Here is a 23,670-nt window from a genome sequence, read left to right as displayed (position 1 = left end):
GCATCAGAAGCTCTTTGACACGAACAGGAGGAGTGTGCCGAGCAGGCCCAGCATGAGGGCCGCACCGAGAAATTGGGGGACGCGAAAGACGCGCATTTTCGCCGTGGCTGTTTCGAACAGCGCGAGGAAAAAACCAGCAGTCGTGAGCTTAACGAGGTACGCGACAGCGCCGATGGCGTAGGACAACGGGCCGGTACCGAAGACTGCTATCTTCCAGGGGAGGAACACGCACGCGATCAGCGAAATATAAAGCAACAGCTTGAGGGAGGCGCCAAATTCGATCATCGCAAGGTGACGTCCCGAATATTCGAGAACCATTGCTTCATGCACCATGGTGAGTTCCAGGTGCGTGGCGGGATTGTCGACTGGAATTCGCGCGTTCTCTGCGAGCGCGACCATGATGAGCGCGATCATCGCCATCCCTAGCGATACCCGTAAGCCGACATACGACGAGGCTATGAAATTTGCGACCGTCGAAAGTTGGGTCGAGCCGGCAACCAGCGCAATGCAAAATACAAACAGCAGCATCGCTGGCTCCGCAAGCGCCGCAATCATCACTTCGCGGCTGGAGCCAATGCCACCAAAACTGGTGCCGACGTCCATCCCGGCGAGTGCAAGAAAGAAGCGCGCACTTCCGAGCAGCGCCACGATGGCAATCAGGTCCGCTGTCCAATTGAAGAGGAGGCCGGTGGCAAAGGTCGGCACCAGGGCGGCGGCAACCCAGATCGCGGCAAAGGTGACATAGGGCGTCACGCGGAACAGCCAGGAGGCGTTGTCCGCCAGCACGACTTCCTTGCGGAGCAATCGCAGGAGATCTCGATACGGTTGAATGACCGACGCCCCCTGGCGACGAAGCAAGCGAGCCTTGATCTTGCGTACAAAGCCGGTCAGCAGCGGCGCCAGCAGCAGCACAAGAAGCATCTGCACGCCTTGCACAAGAATGTCTGACATCACGACCATATCGCGAGAACCAGAAGGAGCGTGACGAGGGTGACAAAAACCAGGCTGAGATACCGGCGTATGGTCAAGAATTGCAGGCGATTGAGTTTATCGGATGAGAAGCCAACCGCGCCTGCTATCGGCTCATACATTCTCTCCCAGATCAGATCGTGCAGTTCGATTCGCAGCCGGGCCGGCTTGATATCTCCGGGGGGCGGCATCTCAACATGGTCGCGGGCGTGGAACACGAGCGTACCGAAAACGCGGCGAATGGGCTGGGCGAAGCTTCCGCCCGAATATTGGGCCGCGGGCGTCGGATCGGAAAAGCCACAGCCCCAGGCCGGGCTCCGCCGCAACGCGCGAGAGGCAAAGCGATGAATAAAGACGACGGCCAACGAAGCGGAAATCGTGATGAACACCATCACGAGCAAGCCGTTGTATGAACTACGGCTCTCCGCAATCGGCGCGATCGAAAGCCAAGGTTCGTTGGCCTGGACCGGCATGCGGCCACCGAGGATCTGTAGCGTGATCGGCGAAAGCGAGTCGATCACCAGCCCAGGAAGAATCCCGGCCAACAAGCAAAGCGCGGCGAGGATGAACATTGCTGAAAGCGAGTAGAGATCCACTTCCTCAGCGGTTTCCGCCGTGGCGCCGCGCGGCCGCCCGAGAAAGGTCACGCCGTATGCCTTGACGAAACACGCCGCGGCCAACGCAGCAGCCAAGGCCAATAGCGCACCGACCGCAGGCACCGTGATCTTCAGCGCCCATTGCGACAACTCGGGGCTCTGCAGCACGGCCTGGAACATGAGCCATTCCGAGACGAAGCCGTTGAAGGGCGGGAGCGCCGAGATCGCGACACATCCGACGAGAACGGCGAAGCTCGTAAGAGGCATGCGGTGAATGAGGCCGCCTAATTTGTCCATGTCCCGCTCGCCCGTTGCGGTCAGGACGGCGCCGGCACCGAAGAAAAGCAGACTCTTGAAGAAGGAGTGATTGAGAACGTGAAACAACGCCGCAGTGAAGGCGAGCGCGGCCAGGAGTTTCAGCCCACTGGCCTGGAAGGCCAACGCAAGGCCGAGGCTTGCGAAGATGACGCCGACATTTTCGATCGTGCTGTAAGCGAGCAGGCGTTTGAGGTCCTTTTCCATCATGGCGTACAAAATACCCATGACTGCGGTGACGCCGCCAAGGAAGAGGACGATAACGCTTGCCGGCCATAACGGCTGCCCCAGCAGATCGAACACGACGCGAATGAAGCCGTAGATCGCGACCTTGGTCATGACACCGCTCATCAGCGCGGAAACGTGGCTTGGAGCCGCGGGATGAGCGAGCGGCAGCCAGACATGCAACGGCACCAGGCCGGCCTTTGAACCGGCTCCGAGCAACATCAGGATCAACACCAACGTGGCCACGTAGGGTGTATGCGGAGCCGCGCGAATGGCCGCAAATCCGTAATCGCCCGCCGGCCCCCCAAGCAGGCCGAAAGCCAGCAGCAGTGCGAGCGTGCCAAAGCTCGCCATCACCAGATAGACGTAGCCAGCCTTCGCGTTGCCCGCTTCACGGTGGTGCGCCATCACCAGCGCCCAAGAGACCAACGACATGAATTCCCAGCACAGCAGATAGGAAAACGCATCATCTGCCAGCACCACGAGATTCATGCCGGCCAGAAAGGCGGGGAAAAAGGGAAGCACACGGTGGGGCGCCGCCTCGTGGTGACCGTAGCCGAGGCCATAAAGGCTTGCCACTGCTCCTCCGAGGTTGACGACAACAAGGAAGAACGAGGCCAACGGGTCGAGGCGGAAATGCGAGCCAAGCCATGGCAATCCGATCGGGAGGGTCAGATCGACAGCGTTCGCCGTGTCGCCAAGCAACCAGTGGATGGATCCAATCAACGCGATCGCAGACGCGGACAAGGTTGCGCTATAGATGATGGCGGTAGCGATCTTCGAGCGACTCAGAACGATTGCCAGAACGGCCGATCCAAGCAGCCCGGCAACACACAGCATTTGCAGAACGACAGCCGACATTACGTACGCACCTTCGCTCTGCTAGATGCTTTGTTTGCAGTCCGACTATCCAAATGGATTTTTGCCGAACCGGAATTGAGTTTCAGCCGCACCCCGCGTCCTTCGGCGTTACTGACAGCCCGCTCGTCGATCAACTCAATGCCGGCGGCGTCGAGCGCCGCAATTAGCTTCACCAGCGAATCGACATTGCCCCGAACCATTGCCCCACTAGCCTCCATACGCTGGATGGTTGGCACGGAAAGCCCGGACATTTCCGCGAGCCGCCGCTGATCGATACCGAGGAGCACCCTGGCCGCCCGCAATTGAGCCGCTGTGATCATCGGATTGTCCCGCCATCCAGATTCGAGCGAACGCTAAAACATCATCGCTGCATCATAATTATTAATGCTATATTGTCAATAAGTGATATCTAAAACATCTAATTTAAGTATCTCACGAGTTGTCGACATTCGATCTTGGCGCGTCGAGGGACAGCATGACTTCGATACGTGCATACGAATTCGTCGATCACAGGTTTGATGTGGTCGTTGTCGGTGCGAGGGGGCGATCTACGTGCCACCTAGGGCGGCCGTCGAGGCTGGCCCAACGGCTGCCTGCATCACAAAGGTGTTTCAGCCATACGGTTGCAGCCTAGGGCGGTGTTGTGGTCAGCCCGAAGACTGTTGGCAATCGCATATGTACGACACCGTCAAAGGGTCAGAAAGGATCTGATTGGTCCCGGCGACTAGGGCGTGCCTCAGGTCTCTGGAACACGGTCGATGGTGCATCGTCTCGCGCTGTTGCGATCTGACAATCCGTTACAATTTCTCGTACCTAGTCAAATCTGCCGTCGAACGATTCCATTGACGTCCTCAAGCTCGCCGCAAGCTCCGGTGTTGCCTTCGGGGTCGGAGAGACACGCGGAAATCAATCTGGTCCAAAAGCTCGAGGGAGAACCGGCCGGACGGTCCGGCCAGTTCTCGCTTCAACAACCCGTACGCTCACTGGCGAAATCGCTAGGCTTTGAAGGCGGGATCCAGGCGATCACCTTAAACAGCGGTACACTCCATTGCCCACGTAAGTGGCGGTATGGCCCGTTTGTCTTAGACACCAGCTTTGATTTTGACCGCCCCATACGCAATTGCCCCACGGGTTGCGATGGCCGTTCCGACCGCAGGCGCCCAACGCGAACGTCGGTGCAACCGACGATAAGGTGGTGGCGCCAATCACGACACCGAGCAGCACCACCGTCCTGAGCGACTTCACGAGTTTCATGAATATCTCCTGTTAACGCGCGATTGTATCAATCGCAGTTCTGTGCCGGGTGGGAGCGGCAGCAGCCCCAAAGCGCCGCCGATCGCCAGACACCCATGGGAGAATGTAAGGAGATGAGAGCGATGGGTCGTGAAGATTCCTGCACTTCTTGATTTTAACGGATGCACCGTCTGGTTCGACGAAATCGCCGCTATTGCTTTCAGGAAAGCGGCTGCGTTTCCGGGAACATATCAACGATCTTGTTGGTCATGCCGTTCACGATCAACACCTGGTCCTTCATTTTCACGTACATGTAGTCGCGCAGTTCGGGCATTTGCGATAGAACCGGCGATGGCAGCGATTGGGCCTTAACTCCTTTTGGAATCGTCGCGCCAACTGCAGGGCTAAAATCCTTGGCAGATTTGGTGGCTGCTAGCCGGAATTCGATCTCGTTGTGTTCAGTTAGCACGGCCTTGCGAATCTGCTCGCGCTGCATGTTCGTGAGATTGAGTTTCGACAGCGAAGGATTCTGCGGCACCTTTGTGCCGTTGCTCAGTTCAACCGCGCCCTGTGCATTCTGTTGCGCCAGCGAAAGCGCGGTGCCGCCGAGCATGATCGCCAGTGCGGCTATGATGGCGGAGGCTCTCATGGATTTCATCCTTCTCTGAATCATCAGCCCTTAAACGAACAGATTGTTCGTCCGTTCCGAGCATCAGGCGTGCCGATCCGAGTTGTCCTGCAGCGCCCTGGGGTTGCTCGCTTTAGGAGAGGTACGAGCTTTTGCCATCCGCCGCTATCGCAGTCGACGCGCAGGTTCCAAATCCGGAACTTGACCGGTCCTTGAGTGCGAGAATCTCAGGAGGTGTGAGGTTGCTCACAACTCCACGTCGCGTCTCGCACTAATCAGATGGCTGCAAGAGGTTGCTGTGTTTGAAGCAACAGGAGATTTCCATGAAGCTTTTGATTATCTCTATAATCGCAGTCATCGGTCTGCTTGCCGTCGTGACCGGTAGCCCGCGCTCACACACCGTGTCGACAGTCGGGCGTGCTGGAACAGGAAACACGTCGACATTGCACAGCATGCAAAGCGGTCGCGGCGCAGAAAACCTCCCGGTTGACGAATTTGATGATCGGTCATTGGTCTTTCCGCGAGAACCGAAGCGCTAACCGAATCGGTCGCGCTTATCGCCAAGGCTCGCACCATAGGGCCGCTTGAATGAGGCTTCGAGGTTGGAGGAGAGCTTAGTCGAGCGGCGAACGTTACGGACCCAGAAAAACGGTCTGGATGGTGTGGTCGTTCCCCAACAGACCAAGCGACTCCAGCTCACCTCGATGAGCATCGACTTCCAAAATGGCCAAGAGAAACGCCAGCACGACCGCGGTATAGATGAGGGACGGTGAGACTCTGGCGGCCACAGCGTCACGATGTGGCGAAATCGCATCGCGAAATGTTCGCCACAAGGAGATGAGATGCAGATACGTTTTAGGTCGTATTTGCATGCCGTCATCCTTGACGGGTCATGATCAAGCATAGGATTTGGCTATGCCTGGTTCAAGACGATAACACCTGTTGCGGCATTGAGTAGCAGATGGCATTCCCTTCCTGCGGTGCAGCCGGGCAACGGCTTCAATCGTTTACAAGACCGACTGAGCGTAAATACCCGGTGTAACCGCCGATGATATGTCCGGACCGCCCGTAAGCCGCAGATGAATCGGATCCCAGGTCTCAGCACAAGTCTCCGCATCGTTGCAGCTGCGATGGCAATGCATTTGGCGTCGGCGCGTGCGCAGCTGGCAGGTCACGGCGGGCCCGTGCGGGCCATCGCGATTTCCAGTGATAGCGACAGCCTTCTTTCGGGCAGCTTCGACACCGCCGCCATCCGATGGTCGCTCAAGACCGAAGCCGCTGAGCAGGTCCTTCGGTTTCACTCTGATGCCGTGAACGCGGTTGCCTTCCTGAAGGATGGGCGAATGGCGACCGCCGGCGCGGATGCAAAGGTAGCGATCTGGACGTTCGGCCGGCAACAGCCGGTCCGTCGTTCGAGGCCACACCGCGCCGATCGTTTCACTCGCTGTCTCGCCGGATGGCGCAAAATTGGCATCTGCCTCCTGGGACCATACGGTTCGCATCTGGTCGCTCGGCGACGGCGCGCAGCAGGTGCTGGAAGGGCATTCGCAAAACGTCAACGGCGTCGCATTCACACCGGATGGACGATCGCTGGTGAGCGTGGGTTACGATCGTGAGCTGCGGATCTGGTCACTTGTGGGCGGCACCCCAACTGTCATCATGCTGGCTTCACCGCTCAACGCCGTGGCGGTCGCGCCGGATGGCGAGATCGTGACGGGTGGTGCAGACGGAAAGCTGCGCTTTCTGATGTCGGCGGGCCAGCAAAGCACCGAGGTGCAGGCCGGCCGGACGCCGATTGTCGCGCTGGCGATCTCTTCGGACGGCACGTCGGTTGCTGCTGCAGGAATGGGAGGTGGCGTGGCGGTCATCGACCGAAAATCGCGAAGCGTCGAGCGAACGCTGGTTGATCCGGACCCGCCTGTGTGGTCGGTCGCTTTCTTGGCGGACAACGCAACGCTGCTGACGAGCGGCGCCGACGGCAAGATCCGGCGTTGGAACGCGCGCACCGGCGATCCCATTGGCTCATCGTTGCAAGCCACGTCGCGCGATCCGCTTGCCGCCTATGCCGGAGATCACGGCGCCGAGGTGTTCAGGGCGTGTGTAGCCTGTCATACCCTGTCGGAGAACGACGCGCAACGCGCCGGCCCCACGCTTGCGGGCCTGTACGGCCGCAGGATTGCGTCGCTACCCGGCTATCGCTTCTCCGACGCGTTGAAGCGGATGGACATCGTGTGGACGCCCGAGACGGTGTCAAAACTATTTGAGCTCGGTCCAAACACCTATACGCCCGGGACAAAAATGCCGGAGCAGCGGATTGGATCGGCGGAGGATCGCAAGGCGCTCACGGACTTTCTGGCGCGCGCGACGTCGAAATAACGTGTGGCTTCGCCCGCGGGTTTGTCGAGCCAAGATTCCAGCCGAGCTGTCGGACCCTGCTAGTCATCGTCTTCGCGGTGACGCAAATAATCCTCGGTCGTGCGCGGCGGCGCGCGTTCAGGAACGCCCTTGAACGGATCGAATTCTTGCTCGCTCATGGCGATCACGCGGCAATCCGCACACATTCTCACCACGTCAAGCCGCTTGTCGCCCGCTGGATACATCCAGTGCCGTCCTTCGAGCTTCGCGGCAATCTTGTCGATCGTGCTTTTCACGCCGAACGGCTTGTTGCAGCGGATGCAAAGCGCCGGCGCCTCTTCCTTGATGATCCGCGGCGCTGCCCTGGCTGCACCAAAATCGATCTGTGGCTTTAATGTAATGACCTTTTCCGGACAGGTGCTCTGGCATAATCCGCACTGCACGCAAGCGTCTTCGACGAATTTGAGCACGGGACATTCGGGATCGTCGCGGAGCGCGCCGGTGGGGCAGGCCGAGACGCAGGACAGGCACAGGGTGCACCCATCGACATTGATGCTGACCGCACCGAGTGGTGCGCCTTCAGGCAGAGCGATCACGTCGGTCGGCGCAGGCGCGACGCGGTGCAGTTCGTGAAGAGCGAGCCGGAGCAGATCGCGCCGCTTGCCGAAAGTTTTGAAGGTTGCGGGACGCTCCACGGCCGGCGCGGGTTCGACCGCCCACAGCAGGTCCCCCAACACATCTGGATCGTCTGTTTCGATTGTCGAGACGCGTCGCCCGGCGAATCCGAGCCCGCAAATAACGGCATCAGCCATCGCTATGGTTTGGGAAAGACAGGCGACATCGTGAAGCGGTTTTGCCCGCAGAAGAAAACGGATTCCCGATGCACCATAGGCAAAGGACGCTGCGATCGCTTCGAGTCCAACCTGCGTCACCTCATTGACGGCGAACGGCAGCACATTGGCTGGAAGCCCATCGCCGTGGCGGGCGAGCGCATCGATCAGCGCGGTGCCGTGTTGGCCGTCGTGGAACAGCACAATGGCGTCTGAGCCGCCGGCCTCGCGGTAGGTCAAAAGCATCGCGCGCAATTTGTGCAGCAGCGCGTCGGCCGGCGGCAGGGCATAAGTTGCTGCGCCCGTCGGACAGGCTGCGGCGCACAGGCCGCATCCGGCACAGACTTCCGCGTTGATTTTGACGTGGTCGCCATTCGGCGTGATCGCTCCGGTCGGACATAGATCGAGGCAGCGATGGCAACCCGTCAGCTTCGACCGCGAATGGACGCAGATATTTGCGGTGAAATTGACGTATTCGGGTTTGTCGAAGCTGCCGACAAGGTCGCGCGCCCTGAGCACCGCGCGCAGCATAACGGCCGAATCTCGCGGGTTGGCGCGCAGATAGCCGTCGCGCAAATCATGCGCGGGGAAAAGCGGCGTTCCGCCGGAGAGATCGAGGACGATATCGCAGCGCGAGGTCAGGCCGCTGCGCGGAGCTTCAAAGACAAGCGCGTCGCGCGAGGAGGGGCGGGGAGTGCCGTAGTCGTCGACAGTCAACTCAAAGGCCCCCAAATGGCCCCTCGCGTTGCGTATCGTGCCCTGGACGATCGGGAACGATGTCGTTGCCGGCGGCATGATTTGCGACGGCTTCGTGATCATGACGGTCACGTCCAGATGCTCGGCAAGCAGTCGGCCAGCTTCGATCGCAACTTCGTCGCGGCCGTAAACCAGGATCACCCCTTCGCTCGATAGCGTGACGAACGGAAAAGCAGGCGCGGCCTCGGACGTGGCTGCGAGCAGCGCGGCCATTTTTGGGCCCGACTTCGTTCCCTCCGTCGACCAGCCGGCCGTCTCGCGAAGATTGACGAATTCCGTTTTGCCGGAACGCCCTTTCGCCTCGTCGCCAAACAGCGGGGCTTCTTGGGTGCAGCCGACGATGAGCGCTGCGTTCGCCCTTGCGGCGTTGCGGAAATGATCAAGCTCGGCGCGGCAGAGCTGACGGAATTCGGCGATTTCGCTTTTGCGGCATCCTCGTCTGATGGCGCCCGTATCGAGGCGCATCGTGTCTTCGCACGAGCAAATCAGGATCGTTTTCGGCGGTTCGGACATGCGCCGGTGCTCACCTTCCGAAAGGCAGGGAACGACCGCGAGTGGACTCGCATCGGCCCTTCTGCTCGATTAAGTTATTCTCACGAGAGAGGAAAAGGAAGCTGGAGGTCCGACTGAAACCGGCAGCCCCCAGGCGCTCGGCCGTTTCGGAGCCTATCAATCTGCCCCCGCCATTCAGGCTGGTGAGGCTGCGCGAAAGTCGTGACGCGTTTGCCCACGCCATCAGCATCGCGAAAGAGAGCGGAGCAGGTACGCTGACCTATGTAGGACGGTTCGATCTTGCCGAGTTCGCAGTCGTGCTTGAGCCCGGCGAACCCTTGTGCACTGCACGCCGCGCTTTCTACGCGGGCATGGTGGCGCTGACCGACGCCTTGCGTGCTTATGCGCCGCCGAACAAGGAGATCGCGATCGACTGGCCGGACGCGATCCGTGTCGACGGTGGCCTTGTCGGTGGCGGGCGGCTTGGCTGGCCGCCATCGGCGGAGGATGAGCCTCCGCGCTGGCTGGTGTTCGGCGTGATGATCCGGACTGTTGCGATGATCGACAGGGAAGCCGGCGTGTATCCGCTTGCGTCCGCACTGGATCAGGAGGGCTTTGGTGAGGCGGGCGCGGTTCAGCTGACCGATAGCTTTGCGCGGCACCTGATGCGCGCGCTGGACGGCTGGCAAACCGACGGATTCGACAGCATCGCACGCGAATATCTGGCTCGGCTGTCGCGCAAACCGCAGACCGCGCATGTGATCGGTGACAACGGTGACCTTATCACGCACCGGACCGGGACGAACATGACCGATCGGCGTGACCTGAGGAAGGAATTGCTGTCGCCGTCGTGGCTCGATCCGAAACTCGGAGGACCGCGCCTGTGAAACTCTTGCGCACTATCGCACTCGATCCATCCGACACGTTCGTGTTCGACGTGCCGGCTGAACCGGGCGATTGGGCGGTGTCAGGCGCATTCCGATTTTGTGATCGGGATCCGGCGGAGCTGAGCGGCAAGGATCGTTCGGCATTCCGCAGCGGCTTTCTCGGAGTAAAGTCGTGGGGCTGGTCGACGCTGGCACAAATCGTCCACGCGACGGAGGACGATCGCCGCGCGTTGGTAGAACTCCTTGCGAAGCAGCTGGTGGAACGGTTCGGGGCTCCGGACCTCGCTACCGCGCGCCTTGCCGCAGAAGAAGAAGTCGAGTTTGCGCAGTCGCTCTGCACGCATCCGATCAGCGCGCTGATCGCAGTCCATCGCTCGGCGAGCGAGGGCGAGGTCCGCGAGTCGTTCCGCAGGTTGCAGCTGCGAGAGGGACAGGAACACGGCAAGGCGTTCTCGTTTATGCCAGAAGTAGAGGATGACACCGAGCCGGACAGCAATTTCAACCTTGCGAATACGAGCGGGGAGCCGTCACGCCGATGAAGGATTTCTGGATCGCCTGCGGCTACCACTTGCTCGATCACAACGCGAGCGGTGGGCTGGTGGTCACGGATGAGTTCCTGAAGGCCTATTTTGCCCGTCCCGAGCTGATGCCGCCCGACGATGCCTGCAAGGTCGAACGCAGGCTGCATCGGGAGCTGCTTTCAGACCCGCGCCGAGCAGTCGCCGCGACGGACGTTGCGGCGATCGCCGATACGGATGCACGGGAGAACTGGCATTTCGTGCTGGCATTTCGTGATCTTCTGCTGGGGCAGCCCACATTGGAGGCGGCCTACCTTGCGCTGGTTCGTTCTCCGTCGGTCAATTTGCCGCCCCTGTTCCTGAACCAGCTCGTGCACGTCATCGTGCGTAACGCACTGCACGGCTGCGAGGATCCGTACGTGCTGCGTGCGGCCGAGCTGTTCTTCCGGCCTCAGCGCATTGTGCCTCACGAGCATTCGTTGCTGCTGGGTGACGAGGAAGTCATTGGCGGGCCTAGCCCGACGCCCGTGTTGTCGCTGATCTCCATGTTGGGGGCCGCAACCAGCGCTGGGGTCGACGTCTTGAGCGAGGAGAATGCCGACAGCTACTGGCACCGCAGCGACCGGTTCGATCTTGCGCTTGATTTCACCGGCGGAACAAGGGGGCCGGCTGCGCTGGCAGAGGCCATGAGGTGCTGGATTTGTCATTTGCTTGGAGTTGACGTCGCAATCGAGCCACTCACAGCGCTGCGCAATGCGAAGCTCACCTGGTACGTCGGGCTCGATGCTGAAGCGACGGGGATCGGCGACCGGCTGTGGCATGGTGAGACGCTCGATGACCGAACGATGGCACGCGTGTTGACGCTGTTTCGGGTCATTTTTGCCGATGCAGCTCTGCTCGTCGATGCTGTCGGGCGCGAGCCGGTCTATCTGATATTTGCGATGACCTCCGATCAGCTCGTGCGGATGAAGCCGCAGAATCTGTTGACGGGGCTGCCGATCAAACACCTGGAGGCTGCAACGTGAGCCCCGCCGCCCTGCCGTTGTTGCGCATCCCGGTCGGCGTCGTGGTCGAGCGCCGAAGAGCGGATTCGCCATGGATCGATTTTGTCTGGCGTGGCGCTGGCGTGTTACCGGATGAGCCGGAGATGGCGCCGTGGACTGTCGTCCGGGAGCAGGCGGGAACGACGCTGTTTTATGCCGGGAGGGCGACGGTCGATCTTTATCGTTCGGAAACGGCGCGGTATCGCGATAACCTCGCCAGCGGCGCTCCCAGTGTCTGGATCGTACTCACTCCGTCCGAGGGCACCTGGCCCTACGCCGTTTCCGCCGTCACCGCGGACCCCGCCGAAGGGGAGGCATTCACGGAAGCAGGTGCCAATCTGGTCGAAGCGGTGCCGATGCCTGAGGTGCTGCACCGGGCGATTGAAAATTTCGTCGCCGAGAACCATGTCGAGACGGAGTTCGTCAAGCGCGAGCGGCGCCGCGCCGATCCAGAGGCGCTTGCGCGGCGCCACCGTGAAGGTGGGCACGAATGAGCGAGGAGCAATTTCTAGCGCGCTGGTCGCGTCGCAAGCAGGACGCCGATCACGCTGAATTGGCGCCCAAAGGGGCTGCTGAGCAGGGGTCGGCACCGTCCGACTGCGCCGCGGCAGAGCCGGCTCTCCCCGAGACAGATCTCTCGCACTTGCCCCCAATCGAATCGATTGATGCTGCCACCGACATCACTGCTTTCCTGAGCAAAGGTATTCCGCAGGAGTTGGGCCGTGCGGCGCTTCGTCGAGCCTGGAGTGCTGATCCCGCCATCCGCGATTTCGTGGGGTTGGCCGAGAACGCCTGGGATTTCAATGACCCGAACGCCATGGCCGGCTTCGGTCCGCTGGATTATTCTGCCGAGCAGGTGGACGCGCTCGTTCGCGGCATCGTCGACGGCGTAGTGGGGACCGCCGAGGGGCTCATCGAGCCGCTTACAGAAGCTGCCGAAGATGATGCGCCATCGGCTCGTGCGAACGCTGGCTTTGCGCAATCATCAACTCCCGCAAAGACCGTCACGGAACTTCCACCGTTTGATGAGTCAGCAGCTGCGGAATTGCCGACGAATTCTGCTGCATCGCAATCGGAAGCCGCGCGTGAAGAGACTTCCCTTCCGCGCCGCGCACACGGCGGAGCGCTGCCAAAATAGCCTGCGACTAAATGTGATAGCCTTTAGCTATGGCATGCAATTGACCAGTTCCCGACGCGCGCCGTAATCTTTGGTCCGCAACCGCAATTGGCCCCCGGATGGGAGGAGGTCAGCATGCGCGATGCAGGCCTTGAACGTGCCATCGATGCGGCGGGCGGCGTTGCCCAGCTTGCCCGAAAAATCGGTGTTGCCCAGCCTTCGGTGTCGAACTGGGAGCGGGTGCCGGCGCAACGAGTGATTGCGGTCGAAGGCGCAACCGGCGTGTCGCGCAAGGTGCTCCGTCCCGATCTCTATAGTGAGCCTATTGTCGCGGTTGATCCGATCGACGCAGCCCGCATGCAGGAATACGCGCTGCTTGCGGCCTTGCTATCTTCGGCGCCGTCGGCCGCATTGCTTGAGCAGATCGCGCAACTGAAGGGCGATGCGACGCCGCTTGGGCGCGCCCACGCCGCTCTTTCAGACGCTGCGTCGAATGGCGTCGTATCCGAGATCGAGCGCGAATATTTCGATCTGTTCGTCGGCCTCGGCCGTGGCGAGTTGCTTCCTTACGCATCCTATTACCTGACCGGCTTTCTCAACGAACGCCCGCTGTCGCGCTTGCGCAACGATCTGGCTGCGCTCGGCATCGAGCGGATGGAGAACAATCCCGAGCCGGAGGATCACGCGGCGACGCTGTGCGAGATCATGGCAGGCCTTGCGGCGGGCCGCTTTGCGGGATCGCCGGAGGTACAACGCGCTTTCTTCGAGAAGCATGTGTCGCGCTGGGTGGGACGTTTGTTCGCCGACATGGAGAAGGCGGAAGCCGCCAAATTCTACCGGTTGGTCGGGACGCTTGGACGAGTTTTTCTGGAAATAGAAAGCGAGGCTTTCACGTTCGCCAACTGACCAACGCCGCTGGTCCAGGAGAGATGCGATGCGAGACGAGAAGAAAACGACTGTCGGGCGCCGCGACTTCCTTCGCAAGGTCGGCATCGGCACGGTCGGCGCGGGAGCGACGCTGGCAAAGCCCTTGATCACACAAGCGCAGGCTGACAGCGAGACCGACCAGGAGAAACGCAAGGCGCGCTACAAGGAAACCGACCACGTGAAAGCCTACTACCGCGTCAATCGATATCCTGGTTGAGGGAGGCGGCCATGCTGATCAAGAGAACACAACAGCGTTCCGAAACCGCCTCACGCGGATCAATCGCGGCCGGCCTGTCCGGGCAAACCAGTGGCCTCGACCGTCGCACGTTCCTGCGCCGATCGGGCCTTGCCGGCGGCGCGCTCGCCGCATTGGGCACGCTGCCGCTTGGCGGCGTGCGCCAGACAAAGGCGGCAGCGGTGGGTCCCCTTTCATCCGGAGCGACCGTTCGCAAGAGCATTTGCACGCATTGCTCGGTTGGATGCACTGTGACCGCGGAGGTGTTGAACGGGGTGTGGATCGGCCAGGAGCCGAGCTGGGATTCTCCGATCAATCGCGGATCGCATTGTGCCAAGGGCGCCTCCGTGCGCGAACTCGTGCACAGCGAGCGCCGGCTGCGTTATCCGATGAAGCTCGTGGGTGGGCAATGGACGCGCGTCTCCTGGGACACGGCAATCAACGAGGTCGGCGACAAGCTGCTCGAGATTCGTGAGAAGTCGGGCCCGGATTCCGTTTATTGGCTCGGTTCGGCCAAGATGACGAATGAGGGCGCCTATCTGTTCCGCAAGCTCGGCGCATTCTGGGGTACCAACAACACCGACCATCAAGCGCGCATCTGCCATTCAACGACGGTCACCGGCGTCGCCAACACCTGGGGCTACGGCGCGATGACCAACAGCTACAATGATATCCGCAATGCCAAAACCCAAATGATCATGGGCGGCAATCCCGCCGAGGCGCACCCGGTATCGCTTCAGCATCTGCTCGAGGGCAAGGAGCTTCAAAGGGCGAACTTCATCGTCATCGACCCGCGTCTGACCCGGACCGCGGCACATGCCACCGAGTATGTGCGCATGCGGCCGGGCACCGACATCCCGGTGCTCTACGGCATGATGTGGCACATCCTCCAGAACGGCTGGGAGGACAAGGAGTTCATCCGGCAGCGCGTCTACGGTTTCGACGATCTTCGCAAGGAGGTCGAGAAATGGAATCCGGAAGAGGTTGAGCGCGTCAGCGGTATTCCTGGCGAACAGCTCAAGCGTGTCGCCAAGATGTTTGCGACGGAAAAGCCTTCGACGCTGATCTGGGCCATGGGCCAGACCCAGAAGACGGTCGGTACCGCCAATGTGCGGGCGAGTTGCATCCTACTCCTGATGACCGGAAATGTCGGTGGACAGGGCATGGGCGCCAATATCTTCCGCGGCCATGACAACGTGCAGGGAGCGACCGACGTCGGGCTCGATATCGTCACGCTGCCGTTCTACTACGGCCTCGCCGAAGGCGCATGGAAGCATTGGTCGCGGGTCTGGGAAGTCGACTACGACTTCCTGAAGTCTCGCTTCGACAGCAAGCAGATCATGGAAACCCCCGGCATCCCGCTCACCCGCTGGTTCGAAGCGGTGACGCTGCCGAAAGAGCAGGTGGCGCAGAGAGACAACGTGCGGGCGGTGTTCGTGCAGGGGCACGCCAGCAACAGCATCACGCGCATTCCTGAATCCCTCAATGGTCTGAAGGCGCTCGAAGTGCTCGTCATTGCCGACCCGCATCCAACCACCTGGGCATCGCTCGCGGTGGAGGCCGGACGCAAGGACGGCGTCTACATTCTTCCGATTGCCACGCAATTCGAGTGCAAGGGTTCGCGCGTCGCCTCGAACCGCTCGCTGCAGTGGGGCGAGCAGATCGTGAAGCCGATCTTCGAATCGAAGGATGACCTCGAGGTCATCTATCTGATGGCGAAGAAGTGCGGGTTCGCCGACAAGATGTTCAAGAATATCAAGGTCGAGAACAATCTGCCGGAAGCCGAGGATGTGCTTCGGGAAATGAATCGCGGCAGCTGGTCTACCGGCTATTGCGGGCAGTCGCCCGAGCGACTGAAGGCGCACATGAAGAACCAGGCCAAGTTCGACTTCCTAACCATGCGGGCGCCCAAGGACGATCCGGAGGTCGGCGGCGACTATTACGGCCTGCCGTGGCCATGCTGGGGCTCGCCCGAAGTGCGGCATCCCGGCACCCCGCTGCTCTACAATACCAATCTCCACGTGATGGATGGTGGTGGCACGTTCAGGCCCCGCTTCGGGCTCGAGCGCGAGGAAAAGCTTCCTGACGGCACGACGCGGAAGGTCAGCCTGCTTGCGGACGGGTCCTATTCCAAGGGTTCGGAAATCCAGGACGGCTATCCGGAATTCACGCTGGCGGTCCTGAAGAAGCTCGGATGGGACACGGACCTCAGCGAAGCCGAAGTGGCGACCATCAACAAGGTCAACTCGGCCAATCCGGATACGGTCTCATGGTCGCTGGACCTGTCCGGCGGCATCCAGCGCGTGGCGCTCAAACACGGCTGCGTGCCTTACGGCAACGGCAAGGCGCGCATGAATGCGTTCGGCTTGCCCGATCCCATTCCGGTTCATCGCGAGCCGATCTACACGCCGCGCGTCGATCTAGTCGCGAAATATCCGACACTGCCCGATGCCAAGCAGTTCCGAATGCCAAATATCGGCTTTTCCGTACAGAAGGCGGCGGTAGAGAAGGGCATCGCCAAGCAATTCCCGCTTATCCTCTCATCGGGTCGTCTCGTCGAGTACGAGGGCGGCGGCGAAGAAACGCGCACCAACCCCTGGCTTGCCGAGTTGCAGCAGGACATGTTCATCGAGATCAATCCTGCCGATGCGGCCGACCGCGGTGTCAAGGACGGCGGCTGGGTCTGGGTCACCGGTGCCGAAAACAATTCGCGCGCCAGGATGAAGGCGTTGGTGACCGAGCGCGTCGGCAAGGGAGTGGCCTGGATGCCTTTCCACTTCGGCGGCTGGTTCGGAGGCAAGGATCTGCGTGGCAACTATCCGAAGGGCACCGATCCGATCGTGCTCGGCGAAAGCGCGAACACGATCACCACCTACGGGTACGATCCGGCGACCGGCATGCAGGAGCCCAAAGTCACTCTCTGTCAGATCGCGGCAGCATAGGGAGCAACGACGACCATGGCACGTATGAAATTCCTCTGCGACGCCGACCGTTGCATCGAATGCAATGCCTGCGTCACCGCCTGCAAGAACGAGCACGAGGTGCCCTGGGGCATCAACCGGCGCCGCGTCGTTACTATCAATGACGGCAAGCCGGGCGAGCGTTCGGTCTCGATGGCTTGCATGCACTGCACCGACGCCCCGTGCGCGGCGGTGTGCCCGGTGAATTGCATCTACACGACGGCTGACGGGGTCGTGCTTCACTCCAAGGATCTGTGCATCGGCTGCGGCTATTGCTTCTACGCCTGTCCGTTCGGCGCGCCGCAATATCCGAAGGTCGGCAATTTCGGCTCTCGCGGCAAGATGGACAAATGCACGTTCTGCGCCGGCGGTCCCGAGGCCGACGGCAGCAAGGAGGAATACGAGAAATATGGTGCGAACCGTCTGGCCGAGGGCAAGCTGCCGCTGTGCGCCGAGATGTGCTCGACCAAGTCGTTGCTCGCCGGCGACGGCGAAATCATTGCCCAGATCTACAAGGAGCGCGTGATGAAGCGCGGCTACGGCTCCGGTGCCTGGGGCTGGAAGACCGCTTATCGCGAGACGATCGAGTCCTGAAAGGCGATAACGCCAGCGATCGCTTAATATCGGGAGGAATGTATGGTGTGTCTTGCACGATTTATTCGACTCGCGATTGGCGCGGGCGCACTGGTGCTTCTCGTCTCCGTGGCTGCACCGTCTGTTGCTCAGCAGGTCAACCCGACCGCCAGCTCGGTCAGGGAGCTGCAGCTTCTTCAGAAAATGGACCGGATCCAAGGGCGCGTCAGCATTCCCGACCAGCGCTCCAGTGTGCTCGTGCAACCAGCCGGGCGCGAGTGGCGTGAGTTCCGCGACGTTGCGCTGCGCTGGATTGGCGGCATCGCCATTCTTGGCATGCTCGCGGTGTTGATCATCTTCTATCTTAGCCGCGGCATGGTACGACTGGAGAGCGGTCGCTCGGGGCGGGCCATCGTGCGCTTTAGCTCATTCGAGCGCTTCGTGCATTGGATGACCGCGACCTGCTTCATCGTTCTTGCGATTTCCGGATTGAACGTCACCTTCGGTCGTCCGTTGCTCCTGCCACTGATCGGCCACGAGGCCTTTTCCGACTGGTCGCAGTGGGCAAAATACGCACATAACTATCTGAGCTTCCCATTCACCATCGGAGTCGTGCTGATCTTCCTGATGTGGATCGCGGGCAACATCCCGAACAAGGTGGATGTCGAGTGGCTCAAGCGCCGCGGCGGTATCGTGGGTCACGATCATCCCCCGGCCTATCGCTTCAACGCCGGCCAGAAGGCGATCTATTGGATCGTGGTCATCGGCGGAGGTTTGGTGGCGGCCACCGGATATAACCTGATGTTCCCCTTCTATCTGTCCGGGATTGAAGGGATGCAGCTCGCGCAAATCGTCCACTCCATCGTGGCGATGTTGTTCATCGCAGCGATGCTGGCGCATATCTACATTGGCACGATTGGCATGGAAGGTGCGTTCGAAGCAATGGGCAGCGGCACCGTCGATGTCAACTGGGCCAGGGAGCACCATAACCTCTGGCTTGAAAACGAGATCGCGCGCGCGGATGCAAATCATGCGCGGACCGCTGCGACTGCGGCTGAGTAGAAATCCGGCAGCCCGGCGTCGCTTCAGAGCGCCTCGCGCTCCTCGCAGAGGCCTGACAGAAATTACAGTCGTGTCTCCATCGACAGATATTCGATCTGTTGAGCCGGAAGCTTGTCTACGCCGGCCAATTTATAAAGTTCTTGCAACGGCGGCATGCCAGCTGAGGGTGATTCAGTCGAAAGCGACCATGATCGCAGCAAGGTCGAAGAACCGGCAACAATCGTAAGAGCGATTGTGAGAGCGAGTATCGTCGAACGCATGGAGAATCTTCGTTCAGCCCCTGTCGGCGTAAGGCTGCACACGGTTCAAAGCGGAACGGAAGAACTTCACGAACCGTTAAGGTCGGCGTCGCGATCACACGTTACGGAGCCGCCTTGAGCGCTTCGTAAACAAGCGGTACGCAAATCGTTATCCCTGCCTGGAATCTCTCAGCGCGACGCTTAGAGACGCACAGCTGTCGTTGCAAAGGCCTCTTGCACTGGCTCTTGAACCCGGTTGAGCACGACAACGGCAGCCGCAGCAATAATGATGGCGGCGATGCAGGCTAGCAGGAAGGCTTTCATGGCAGGTCTCTTCAGGAGACTGAGCTCAGGAGACTGAAAAAGCGCGCAGATTATACAAGAGGGGTCGATTGTGGACAAACAAAAACATCGCAATGTTCGATCTCTGGCGCCAAGGCCTCTCCGGTCGCCCACACGAGAGCCGGTAGCACCGAACAAATGCGATTGAGGCGAAGTATGGCGCAGTGCAGAAATAGCAGCTGCAGGGATCGTTTGCCGAGCCACGATTGAGGCGATCGATGACGTGTTTGGGACCGTGCCAAAAGCCCTTCGGCGGTGAGGGCCGCTATCGGCGCAGACCGGACACTTACGAGCTGGCAACTGTTGATAAGCAGTTCGACGAAGAAGCGCACCGTTTGGCCGTTTCGTGCGATCCCGCAGCCGAATCTACGAAGCACGCGGAGAACCATAGCTAGAGCAAGTGTAGAGCGGTAGTTTGCGGACTGCTGAAGTAATGGCAGTCAGTCACGAAGTGAGGCGCTTCTGGTGCGGTGGCCCAACGGCAACGAAATGAAGGCCTAATAACATTGGATAACATTGGTGGGCCCCGCAGGACTCGAACTGCAACCAGACCGTTATGAGCGGCAAGCATATCGCTTGGCTTCGTTGATTTTGCTTCGCTTTCGTTTGCGTTCGATCGCGTTCATTGCATTCGAACGATGAGATGAAATATCCGAACGCGCCAAGTGCCACCCGCGAGTGTCACCCGATCGTGAAAAAACTAACAAAAAGGTCATTTGAGTTGGCGTGATGCCGGAAGAGATACTGCAAGTTGTCGCTCGTCCTTCACGAGCGTTCGGAAATTTCCTTTGCCAGAAGCGCTGCCCGCTCCGAGATGGAGAGGGCTCGAGAGGTCGCGTGTCGTTTGATCGGCGTTGGGATGGGCGCGCCACGGAACTGGAGGAAATCATGGACGCAATGAATCCGGATCATCACCATCGTCATCACCACAATCACGATCGCGAAAACCAGGAGGTCGCCGTCACGCAGACCAATCTGGTTGCAGATAGCGCACAGACCCCTGGTGTCACGGCGACAACGACAATCGATCCAAACCTCATCAATCCCTGGGGCATTGCCGAAAGCCCGACTGGGCTTTTCTGGGTTTCGGACAATGGCAAGGGCGTGACGACGATCTATAATGCTGCCGGAATGCCGGCCGGGCCTCAGCTTGTAACGGTCGCAGGAATCGCCGGAGAAGACCATTCCGCCCCCACCGGACAGGTCTTCAATGCAGGAAGCGGTTTCGACGTCACCAGTGGCGGCAAGACTGACTCGGCGAAGTTCATCTTCGCAACGGAGGACGGCACAATATCCGGCTGGAGCCCGAACGTAGATCCCACGAGCTCGGTCATCGCGGTCGATAATTCGAGCAAGGGCGCCGTCTACAAGGGTCTCGCGATCGGCACTAATGACGAGGGTACCTTCCTTTTCGCTGCGAACTTCAACAGTGGGAAGGTCGATGTCTTCGACCAGAACTTCAATCAGGTGAACAGCTTTACCGACAAGCATCTGCCGCACGGCTATGCGCCCTTTAATGTCCAGGTCCTTGATGGCCACTTGTTCGTTACGTTCGCATTGCAGGATGCGGCCAAGCATGACGACGTCGCCGGTGCGGGCAACGGCTTCGTCGACGAGTTCGACCTCGACGGGCACTTGCTCCAAAGGGTGGCATCGCACGGGCCGCTCGATTCGCCCTGGGGGCTTGCAATCGCGCCCGCCTCCTTTGGAGAGCTGAGCGGCGATCTACTGGTCGGAAATTTCGGTGACGGCACCATCAATGCCTTCAATCTGAAGAGCGATCACTTTGACGGCAAGTTGCTCGACGCCGCCGGCGCTCCAATCACCATTGGTGATCTCTGGGCTCTGGTTCCCGGCAATGGCAGTGGCAACAGCGACCCCAACAAGATCTATTTTACGGCCGGTGTGCAGGACGAAGCACAGGGCCTGTTTGGCACCTTGTCGGCGACCCCCGAGCCGGATCGATCCTCCATGTCGATGCCGGGCTCGCATCCGCACGGCTGAGGGCGGTGCCATCACTGAGAGACGGCGCTCGGCTTTTCGTTCTGCTGCATGGAGTTCTACGCACGTGTGGAGCTCCGTACCGGCGGCGCCGCAGCGCCGAATTCCTGGAAATGCATGGGAGTGCTAGTCTGAGGAGGACCGCTCATGGAGATATTGGGCGGGCAGTCTTTCGGCTTGGATATCGATAGTCGGTCGCGAATATCCGCAGCCGATCCCGGAGCAGCCAATCCCGGTGATGGGCATGCGGTGGGGAATGGCCTGGCCCGCCCTCGTGCCGGCGGCCACGCGGTTCATCCGCGCCTAGAGGCCGTGATCAATGCAGCCCGATTCCATGGCATTGCGCTCGACCCGCGCGAGTTTCCCTGCACCGACGGCGACCAAGTGCCCTCCGCTGCTGCGCTCTCCGCCTGGTTGCAGAACGCCGGCATGTGGGCACGCGCGGTGCGGCTGCGGTGGCGTCAACTCATGCGGTTGCAGGACGCCGGGCCGGTGGTGCTGCTGTTCACGGACGGTGGTGCCGCGTTGCTGGTCGGTGCGAATGCCGAGCACAATATCGTCGTCCTCAAGGATGTCCGCGCGGCTGCAGGCGGATGCACGATTGCCGCGGACAGGCTGCGGCTGGAACAGGTCTGGTCGGGCGAGGCGGTCCTGCTGCGCGCCCCGCGTAGTCAGCCGGAGGCCGAAAAGCCATTTGGCCTGAGCTGGCTCGCGGGCCTGGTGTTGCAGGAGAAGCGATCGCTGCGCGATGTGGGGCTGGCATCGCTGACGTTGAGCTTTCTGACGATTTTTCCGCCATTGCTGGTCATGAGCGTGGTCGATAAGGTCCTGACCCACAATAGCTACTCAACGCTCGCGCTGCTCGCTGTGCTGCTCGCGACTGCTGCCGTGTTTGAGGTCCTTCTCGGCTATGCCCGTCGGCTGATCGTTCTCGTCGTCGGCACGCGGCTCGATGCAAAACTGAACCTGTATGTCTTCAATCGTGTGTTGCGGCTTCCGCTTGACTATTTCGAGCGGCATCCCACCGGCGAAACCATGCACAAGATCGTGCAAGTCTACAAGGTCCGCGAATTCCTCACCGGAAAGCTGCTGAGTACGTTTCTCGATTTGACGACGCTCGTCGTGCTGCTGCCGTTCCTGTTCTTTCTCAACACCACTCTGGCGTGGATCGTCCTGGCCTGCGCGGCGTCGATCATGTTGGTCATCCTTGCTTTCCTGAAGCCCTTGCGGCGGGTATTCGCCAGGGTGGTTCGCGCCGAGACCGACAAGGCCTCGGCGCTGGGCGAGACCATTTTCGGGATCAAGACGATCAAATCACTCGCCCTGGAACGGCAACGCATCGCGCTATGGGATGTGCGTGTCGCCGATGCCGCGACGTGGCGCCTTGCCTTCGGTAGGTTGACGAACTGGCCGCAGACGATCGTCGCCCCGATCGAGCGTTTCCTGTCCACTGGTATCGTTTTGGTGGGGGCTTATATGGCGCTGGCGGACAATAGCGGCTATGCGGTCGGTGCGCTGTTCGCCTTCATGATGCTCAGCATGCGTGTGGCCCAGCCGCTCGCCGGGCTGGCACGTCTGATAGAGGATTACCAAAGCGTCGCAGCCGCGGTCGGTGAAGCAGCCTCGGTGCTGAATCGTCCGCCGGAGTCCGAGGCCGCCTTTGGCGGGCTGCTGCCACGGTTTGCGGGCGCCATTTCATTCGAGGATGTCAGCTTCACCTATGAGGGAACAACGCTTCCAGCGCTTGACCGCGTGACCTTTGACGTTCCGGCCGGCACGATGCTTGGTATCGTCGGACGTAGCGGATCCGGCAAATCGACGTTGACGCGGCTGCTGCAGGGCATCAACCGCGACTATACCGGCTTCCTGAAGATCGACGGCAACGACGTGCGCGAGATCAATCTGCGTCACCTGCGCCAGAACTTTGGCGTGGTGCTGCAGGAGAACTTCCTGTTCCGCGGCTCAATACGCGACAACATCATCGCGGGGCGGCCGGGACTGACGCTAGACGACGCTGTAATCGCCGCGCGCCTTGCCGGCGCCGAAGAATTCATCGAGCGCATGCCGAATGGCTACGAGACGCTGATCGAGGAAGGTTCGCCGAATGTTTCAGGCGGACAACGGCAGCGGCTGGCGATTGCGCGGGCACTAATCAGCGATCCGCGAATCCTGATCCTGGACGAAGCGACCAGTGCGCTCGATCCGGAGAGCGAGGCGCTGCTGAACGCCAATCTGGTTCGCATTGCACGCGGCCGGACGATGGTGATCGTGTCGCATCGCCTTTCATCGTTGATAGATTGTGATCAGATCCTCGTTCTGGAGAGGAGCAGGGCGGTCGACATCGCGCCGCACCGCGTGCTCCTCGAACGCTGCACCATCTACCGTCAGCTCTGGATGCAGCAAAGCCGCCATTTCGAAAGCCAAGGGCTACGTCATGCCGCTCTTGCTCACTCGCCGCTCCGGTGCAGCTAGTCTCACCAGCCGATCGGATGATTTGACGCTTCCG

General features: G+C 60.6%; 20 protein-coding genes and 1 pseudogene. 14 read left to right on the top strand and 7 right to left on the bottom strand.

All coding sequences use genetic code 11. The annotated features are described in order from the left end of the window. Positions 1-3: 3 nt before the first annotated feature. The 5 genes from BRAS3843_RS31050 to BRAS3843_RS31035 all read right to left on the bottom strand — a co-directional run bounded on the left by BRAS3843_RS31050 (position 4) and on the right by BRAS3843_RS31035 (position 4,848). The gene (locus BRAS3843_RS31050; RefSeq protein WP_035983364.1) at positions 4-960 is read right to left on the bottom strand and encodes an NADH-quinone oxidoreductase subunit H; all 957 of its coding nucleotides are present in this window, start codon (positions 958-960) and stop codon (positions 4-6) included. Then, complete coding sequence (hyfB, locus tag BRAS3843_RS31045; protein ID WP_008973137.1) at positions 951-2,966, bottom strand: hydrogenase 4 subunit B; 2,016 nt, start codon at positions 2,964-2,966, stop codon at positions 951-953. Before hyfB ends, BRAS3843_RS31050 begins: the two co-directional genes overlap by 10 nt. Beyond that, on the bottom strand, positions 2,966-3,286 hold the full coding sequence (locus BRAS3843_RS31040) for a helix-turn-helix transcriptional regulator (protein WP_008973136.1): 321 nt from the start codon (positions 3,284-3,286) through the stop codon (positions 2,966-2,968). Before BRAS3843_RS31040 ends, hyfB begins: the two co-directional genes overlap by 1 nt. A gap of 703 nt (positions 3,287-3,989) precedes the next feature. Then, positions 3,990-4,220, bottom strand: coding sequence for a hypothetical protein (locus BRAS3843_RS39925; protein WP_008973135.1), 231 nt, complete (start codon positions 4,218-4,220; stop codon positions 3,990-3,992). Positions 4,221-4,419: 199 nt separating this feature from the next. Next, positions 4,420-4,848, bottom strand: coding sequence for a hypothetical protein (locus tag BRAS3843_RS31035; RefSeq protein ID WP_008973134.1), 429 nt, complete (start codon positions 4,846-4,848; stop codon positions 4,420-4,422). Between the two features lie 302 nt (positions 4,849-5,150). Here BRAS3843_RS31035 and BRAS3843_RS41020 point away from each other — a divergent pair, with 302 nt between their 5' ends. Together BRAS3843_RS41020 and BRAS3843_RS31025 are read left to right on the top strand one after the other, a co-directional pair. Next, on the top strand, positions 5,151-5,366 hold the full coding sequence (locus tag BRAS3843_RS41020) for a hypothetical protein (protein ID WP_139025020.1): 216 nt from the start codon (positions 5,151-5,153) through the stop codon (positions 5,364-5,366). Between the two features lie 591 nt (positions 5,367-5,957). Next, a pseudogene (locus tag BRAS3843_RS31025) lies at positions 5,958-7,203 on the top strand (c-type cytochrome). 59 nt (positions 7,204-7,262) lie between these two features. Here BRAS3843_RS31025 and BRAS3843_RS31020 read toward each other — a convergent pair. After that, positions 7,263-9,233 carry a 4Fe-4S binding protein gene (locus BRAS3843_RS31020; RefSeq protein WP_008973130.1) on the bottom strand — a complete coding sequence of 657 codons (1,971 nt, stop codon included), beginning with the start codon at positions 9,231-9,233 and terminating at the stop codon, positions 7,263-7,265. A gap of 149 nt (positions 9,234-9,382) precedes the next feature. On the opposite strand from BRAS3843_RS31020, the gene BRAS3843_RS31015 reads away from it, so the two are divergent. From BRAS3843_RS31015 to BRAS3843_RS30970, 10 genes are all read left to right on the top strand, one after another. Continuing rightward, positions 9,383-10,147 (top strand): biotin/lipoate--protein ligase family protein, encoded by a 765-nt coding sequence (locus BRAS3843_RS31015; protein ID WP_347379598.1) that lies wholly within the window; start codon positions 9,383-9,385, stop codon positions 10,145-10,147. Then, on the top strand, positions 10,144-10,686 hold the full coding sequence (locus BRAS3843_RS31010) for a DUF6505 family protein (RefSeq protein WP_008973128.1): 543 nt from the start codon (positions 10,144-10,146) through the stop codon (positions 10,684-10,686). Before BRAS3843_RS31015 ends, BRAS3843_RS31010 begins: the two co-directional genes overlap by 4 nt. Beyond that, the gene (locus BRAS3843_RS31005; protein ID WP_008973127.1) at positions 10,683-11,690 is read left to right on the top strand and encodes a DUF6352 family protein; all 1,008 of its coding nucleotides are present in this window, start codon (positions 10,683-10,685) and stop codon (positions 11,688-11,690) included. Before BRAS3843_RS31010 ends, BRAS3843_RS31005 begins: the two co-directional genes overlap by 4 nt. Continuing rightward, positions 11,687-12,202: a DUF3305 domain-containing protein gene (locus BRAS3843_RS31000; RefSeq protein ID WP_008973126.1), complete on the top strand. Its 516-nt coding sequence runs from the start codon at positions 11,687-11,689 to the stop codon at positions 12,200-12,202. The genes BRAS3843_RS31005 and BRAS3843_RS31000 overlap by 4 nt, the downstream gene beginning before the upstream one ends. Then, entirely contained in the window at positions 12,199-12,846 is a 648-nt protein-coding gene (locus BRAS3843_RS30995; RefSeq protein WP_008973125.1) for a DUF3306 domain-containing protein, read from the top strand. Before BRAS3843_RS31000 ends, BRAS3843_RS30995 begins: the two co-directional genes overlap by 4 nt. Before the next feature lie 114 nt (positions 12,847-12,960). Next, positions 12,961-13,731, top strand: coding sequence for a Cro/CI family transcriptional regulator (locus BRAS3843_RS30990; protein ID WP_008973124.1), 771 nt, complete (start codon positions 12,961-12,963; stop codon positions 13,729-13,731). A 28-nt stretch (positions 13,732-13,759) separates the two neighbouring features. After that, complete coding sequence (locus BRAS3843_RS30985; protein ID WP_008973123.1) at positions 13,760-13,969, top strand: twin-arginine translocation signal domain-containing protein; 210 nt, start codon at positions 13,760-13,762, stop codon at positions 13,967-13,969. Positions 13,970-13,980: 11 nt separating this feature from the next. Beyond that, the gene (locus BRAS3843_RS30980) at positions 13,981-16,929 is read left to right on the top strand and encodes a formate dehydrogenase subunit alpha (protein WP_035983360.1); all 2,949 of its coding nucleotides are present in this window, start codon (positions 13,981-13,983) and stop codon (positions 16,927-16,929) included. A gap of 15 nt (positions 16,930-16,944) precedes the next feature. Beyond that, positions 16,945-17,541 carry a formate dehydrogenase FDH3 subunit beta gene (gene fdh3B, locus BRAS3843_RS30975; RefSeq protein WP_035983358.1) on the top strand — a complete coding sequence of 199 codons (597 nt, stop codon included), beginning with the start codon at positions 16,945-16,947 and terminating at the stop codon, positions 17,539-17,541. Positions 17,542-17,583: 42 nt separating this feature from the next. Further along, a complete protein-coding gene (locus tag BRAS3843_RS30970) occupies positions 17,584-18,582 on the top strand; it encodes a formate dehydrogenase subunit gamma (protein WP_008973120.1) in 999 nt (332 codons plus the stop codon). A 440-nt stretch (positions 18,583-19,022) separates the two neighbouring features. On the opposite strand, the gene BRAS3843_RS42545 is transcribed toward BRAS3843_RS30970, so the two are convergent. After that, positions 19,023-19,145, bottom strand: a complete 123-nt coding sequence (locus BRAS3843_RS42545; protein ID WP_277996497.1) for a hypothetical protein — start codon at positions 19,143-19,145, stop codon at positions 19,023-19,025. 855 nt (positions 19,146-20,000) lie between these two features. Between BRAS3843_RS42545 and BRAS3843_RS30960 the strand changes: the two genes are divergently transcribed. Continuing rightward, positions 20,001-21,167: a TIGR03118 family protein gene (locus BRAS3843_RS30960; RefSeq protein WP_244425516.1), complete on the top strand. Its 1,167-nt coding sequence runs from the start codon at positions 20,001-20,003 to the stop codon at positions 21,165-21,167. Positions 21,168-21,311: 144 nt separating this feature from the next. Next, a complete protein-coding gene (locus BRAS3843_RS30955) occupies positions 21,312-23,636 on the top strand; it encodes a peptidase domain-containing ABC transporter (protein WP_008973117.1) in 2,325 nt (774 codons plus the stop codon). Positions 23,637-23,670: the final 34 nt, after the last annotated feature.

The sequence above is a fragment of the Bradyrhizobium sp. STM 3843 genome (genome assembly GCF_000239815.1).
Taxonomy (GTDB): domain Bacteria; phylum Pseudomonadota; class Alphaproteobacteria; order Rhizobiales; family Xanthobacteraceae; genus Bradyrhizobium.
This window is presented reverse-complemented; position numbering and strand designations above follow the sequence as displayed.

Bases quoted from the DNA above. Each gene is read 5' to 3' on its own strand.
- BRAS3843_RS39925 (WP_008973135.1), bottom strand. From the start codon at position 4,220: ATGAAACTCGTGAAGTCGCTCAGGACGGTGGTGCTGCTCGGTGTCGTG.
- BRAS3843_RS31005 (WP_008973127.1), top strand. From the start codon at position 10,683: ATGAAGGATTTCTGGATCGCCTGCGGCTACCACTTGCTCGATCACAAC.
- BRAS3843_RS31050 (WP_035983364.1), bottom strand. From the start codon at position 960: ATGGTCGTGATGTCAGACATTCTTGTGCAAGGCGTGCAGATGCTTCTT.
- fdh3B (WP_035983358.1), top strand. From the start codon at position 16,945: ATGGCACGTATGAAATTCCTCTGCGACGCCGACCGTTGCATCGAATGC.
- BRAS3843_RS30985 (WP_008973123.1), top strand. From the start codon at position 13,760: ATGCGAGACGAGAAGAAAACGACTGTCGGGCGCCGCGACTTCCTTCGC.
- BRAS3843_RS42545 (WP_277996497.1), bottom strand. From the start codon at position 19,145: ATGAAAGCCTTCCTGCTAGCCTGCATCGCCGCCATCATTATTGCTGCG.
- BRAS3843_RS30995 (WP_008973125.1), top strand. From the start codon at position 12,199: ATGAGCGAGGAGCAATTTCTAGCGCGCTGGTCGCGTCGCAAGCAGGAC.
- BRAS3843_RS30970 (WP_008973120.1), top strand. From the start codon at position 17,584: ATGGTGTGTCTTGCACGATTTATTCGACTCGCGATTGGCGCGGGCGCA.
- BRAS3843_RS31035 (WP_008973134.1), bottom strand. From the start codon at position 4,848: ATGAGAGCCTCCGCCATCATAGCCGCACTGGCGATCATGCTCGGCGGC.
- BRAS3843_RS30955 (WP_008973117.1), top strand. From the start codon at position 21,312: ATGGAGATATTGGGCGGGCAGTCTTTCGGCTTGGATATCGATAGTCGG.
- BRAS3843_RS41020 (WP_139025020.1), top strand. From the start codon at position 5,151: ATGAAGCTTTTGATTATCTCTATAATCGCAGTCATCGGTCTGCTTGCC.
- BRAS3843_RS31020 (WP_008973130.1), bottom strand. From the start codon at position 9,233: ATGCGCCTCGATACGGGCGCCATCAGACGAGGATGCCGCAAAAGCGAA.
- BRAS3843_RS30990 (WP_008973124.1), top strand. From the start codon at position 12,961: ATGCGCGATGCAGGCCTTGAACGTGCCATCGATGCGGCGGGCGGCGTT.
- BRAS3843_RS31040 (WP_008973136.1), bottom strand. From the start codon at position 3,286: ATGATCACAGCGGCTCAATTGCGGGCGGCCAGGGTGCTCCTCGGTATC.
- hyfB (WP_008973137.1), bottom strand. From the start codon at position 2,966: ATGTCGGCTGTCGTTCTGCAAATGCTGTGTGTTGCCGGGCTGCTTGGA.
- BRAS3843_RS30980 (WP_035983360.1), top strand. From the start codon at position 13,981: ATGCTGATCAAGAGAACACAACAGCGTTCCGAAACCGCCTCACGCGGA.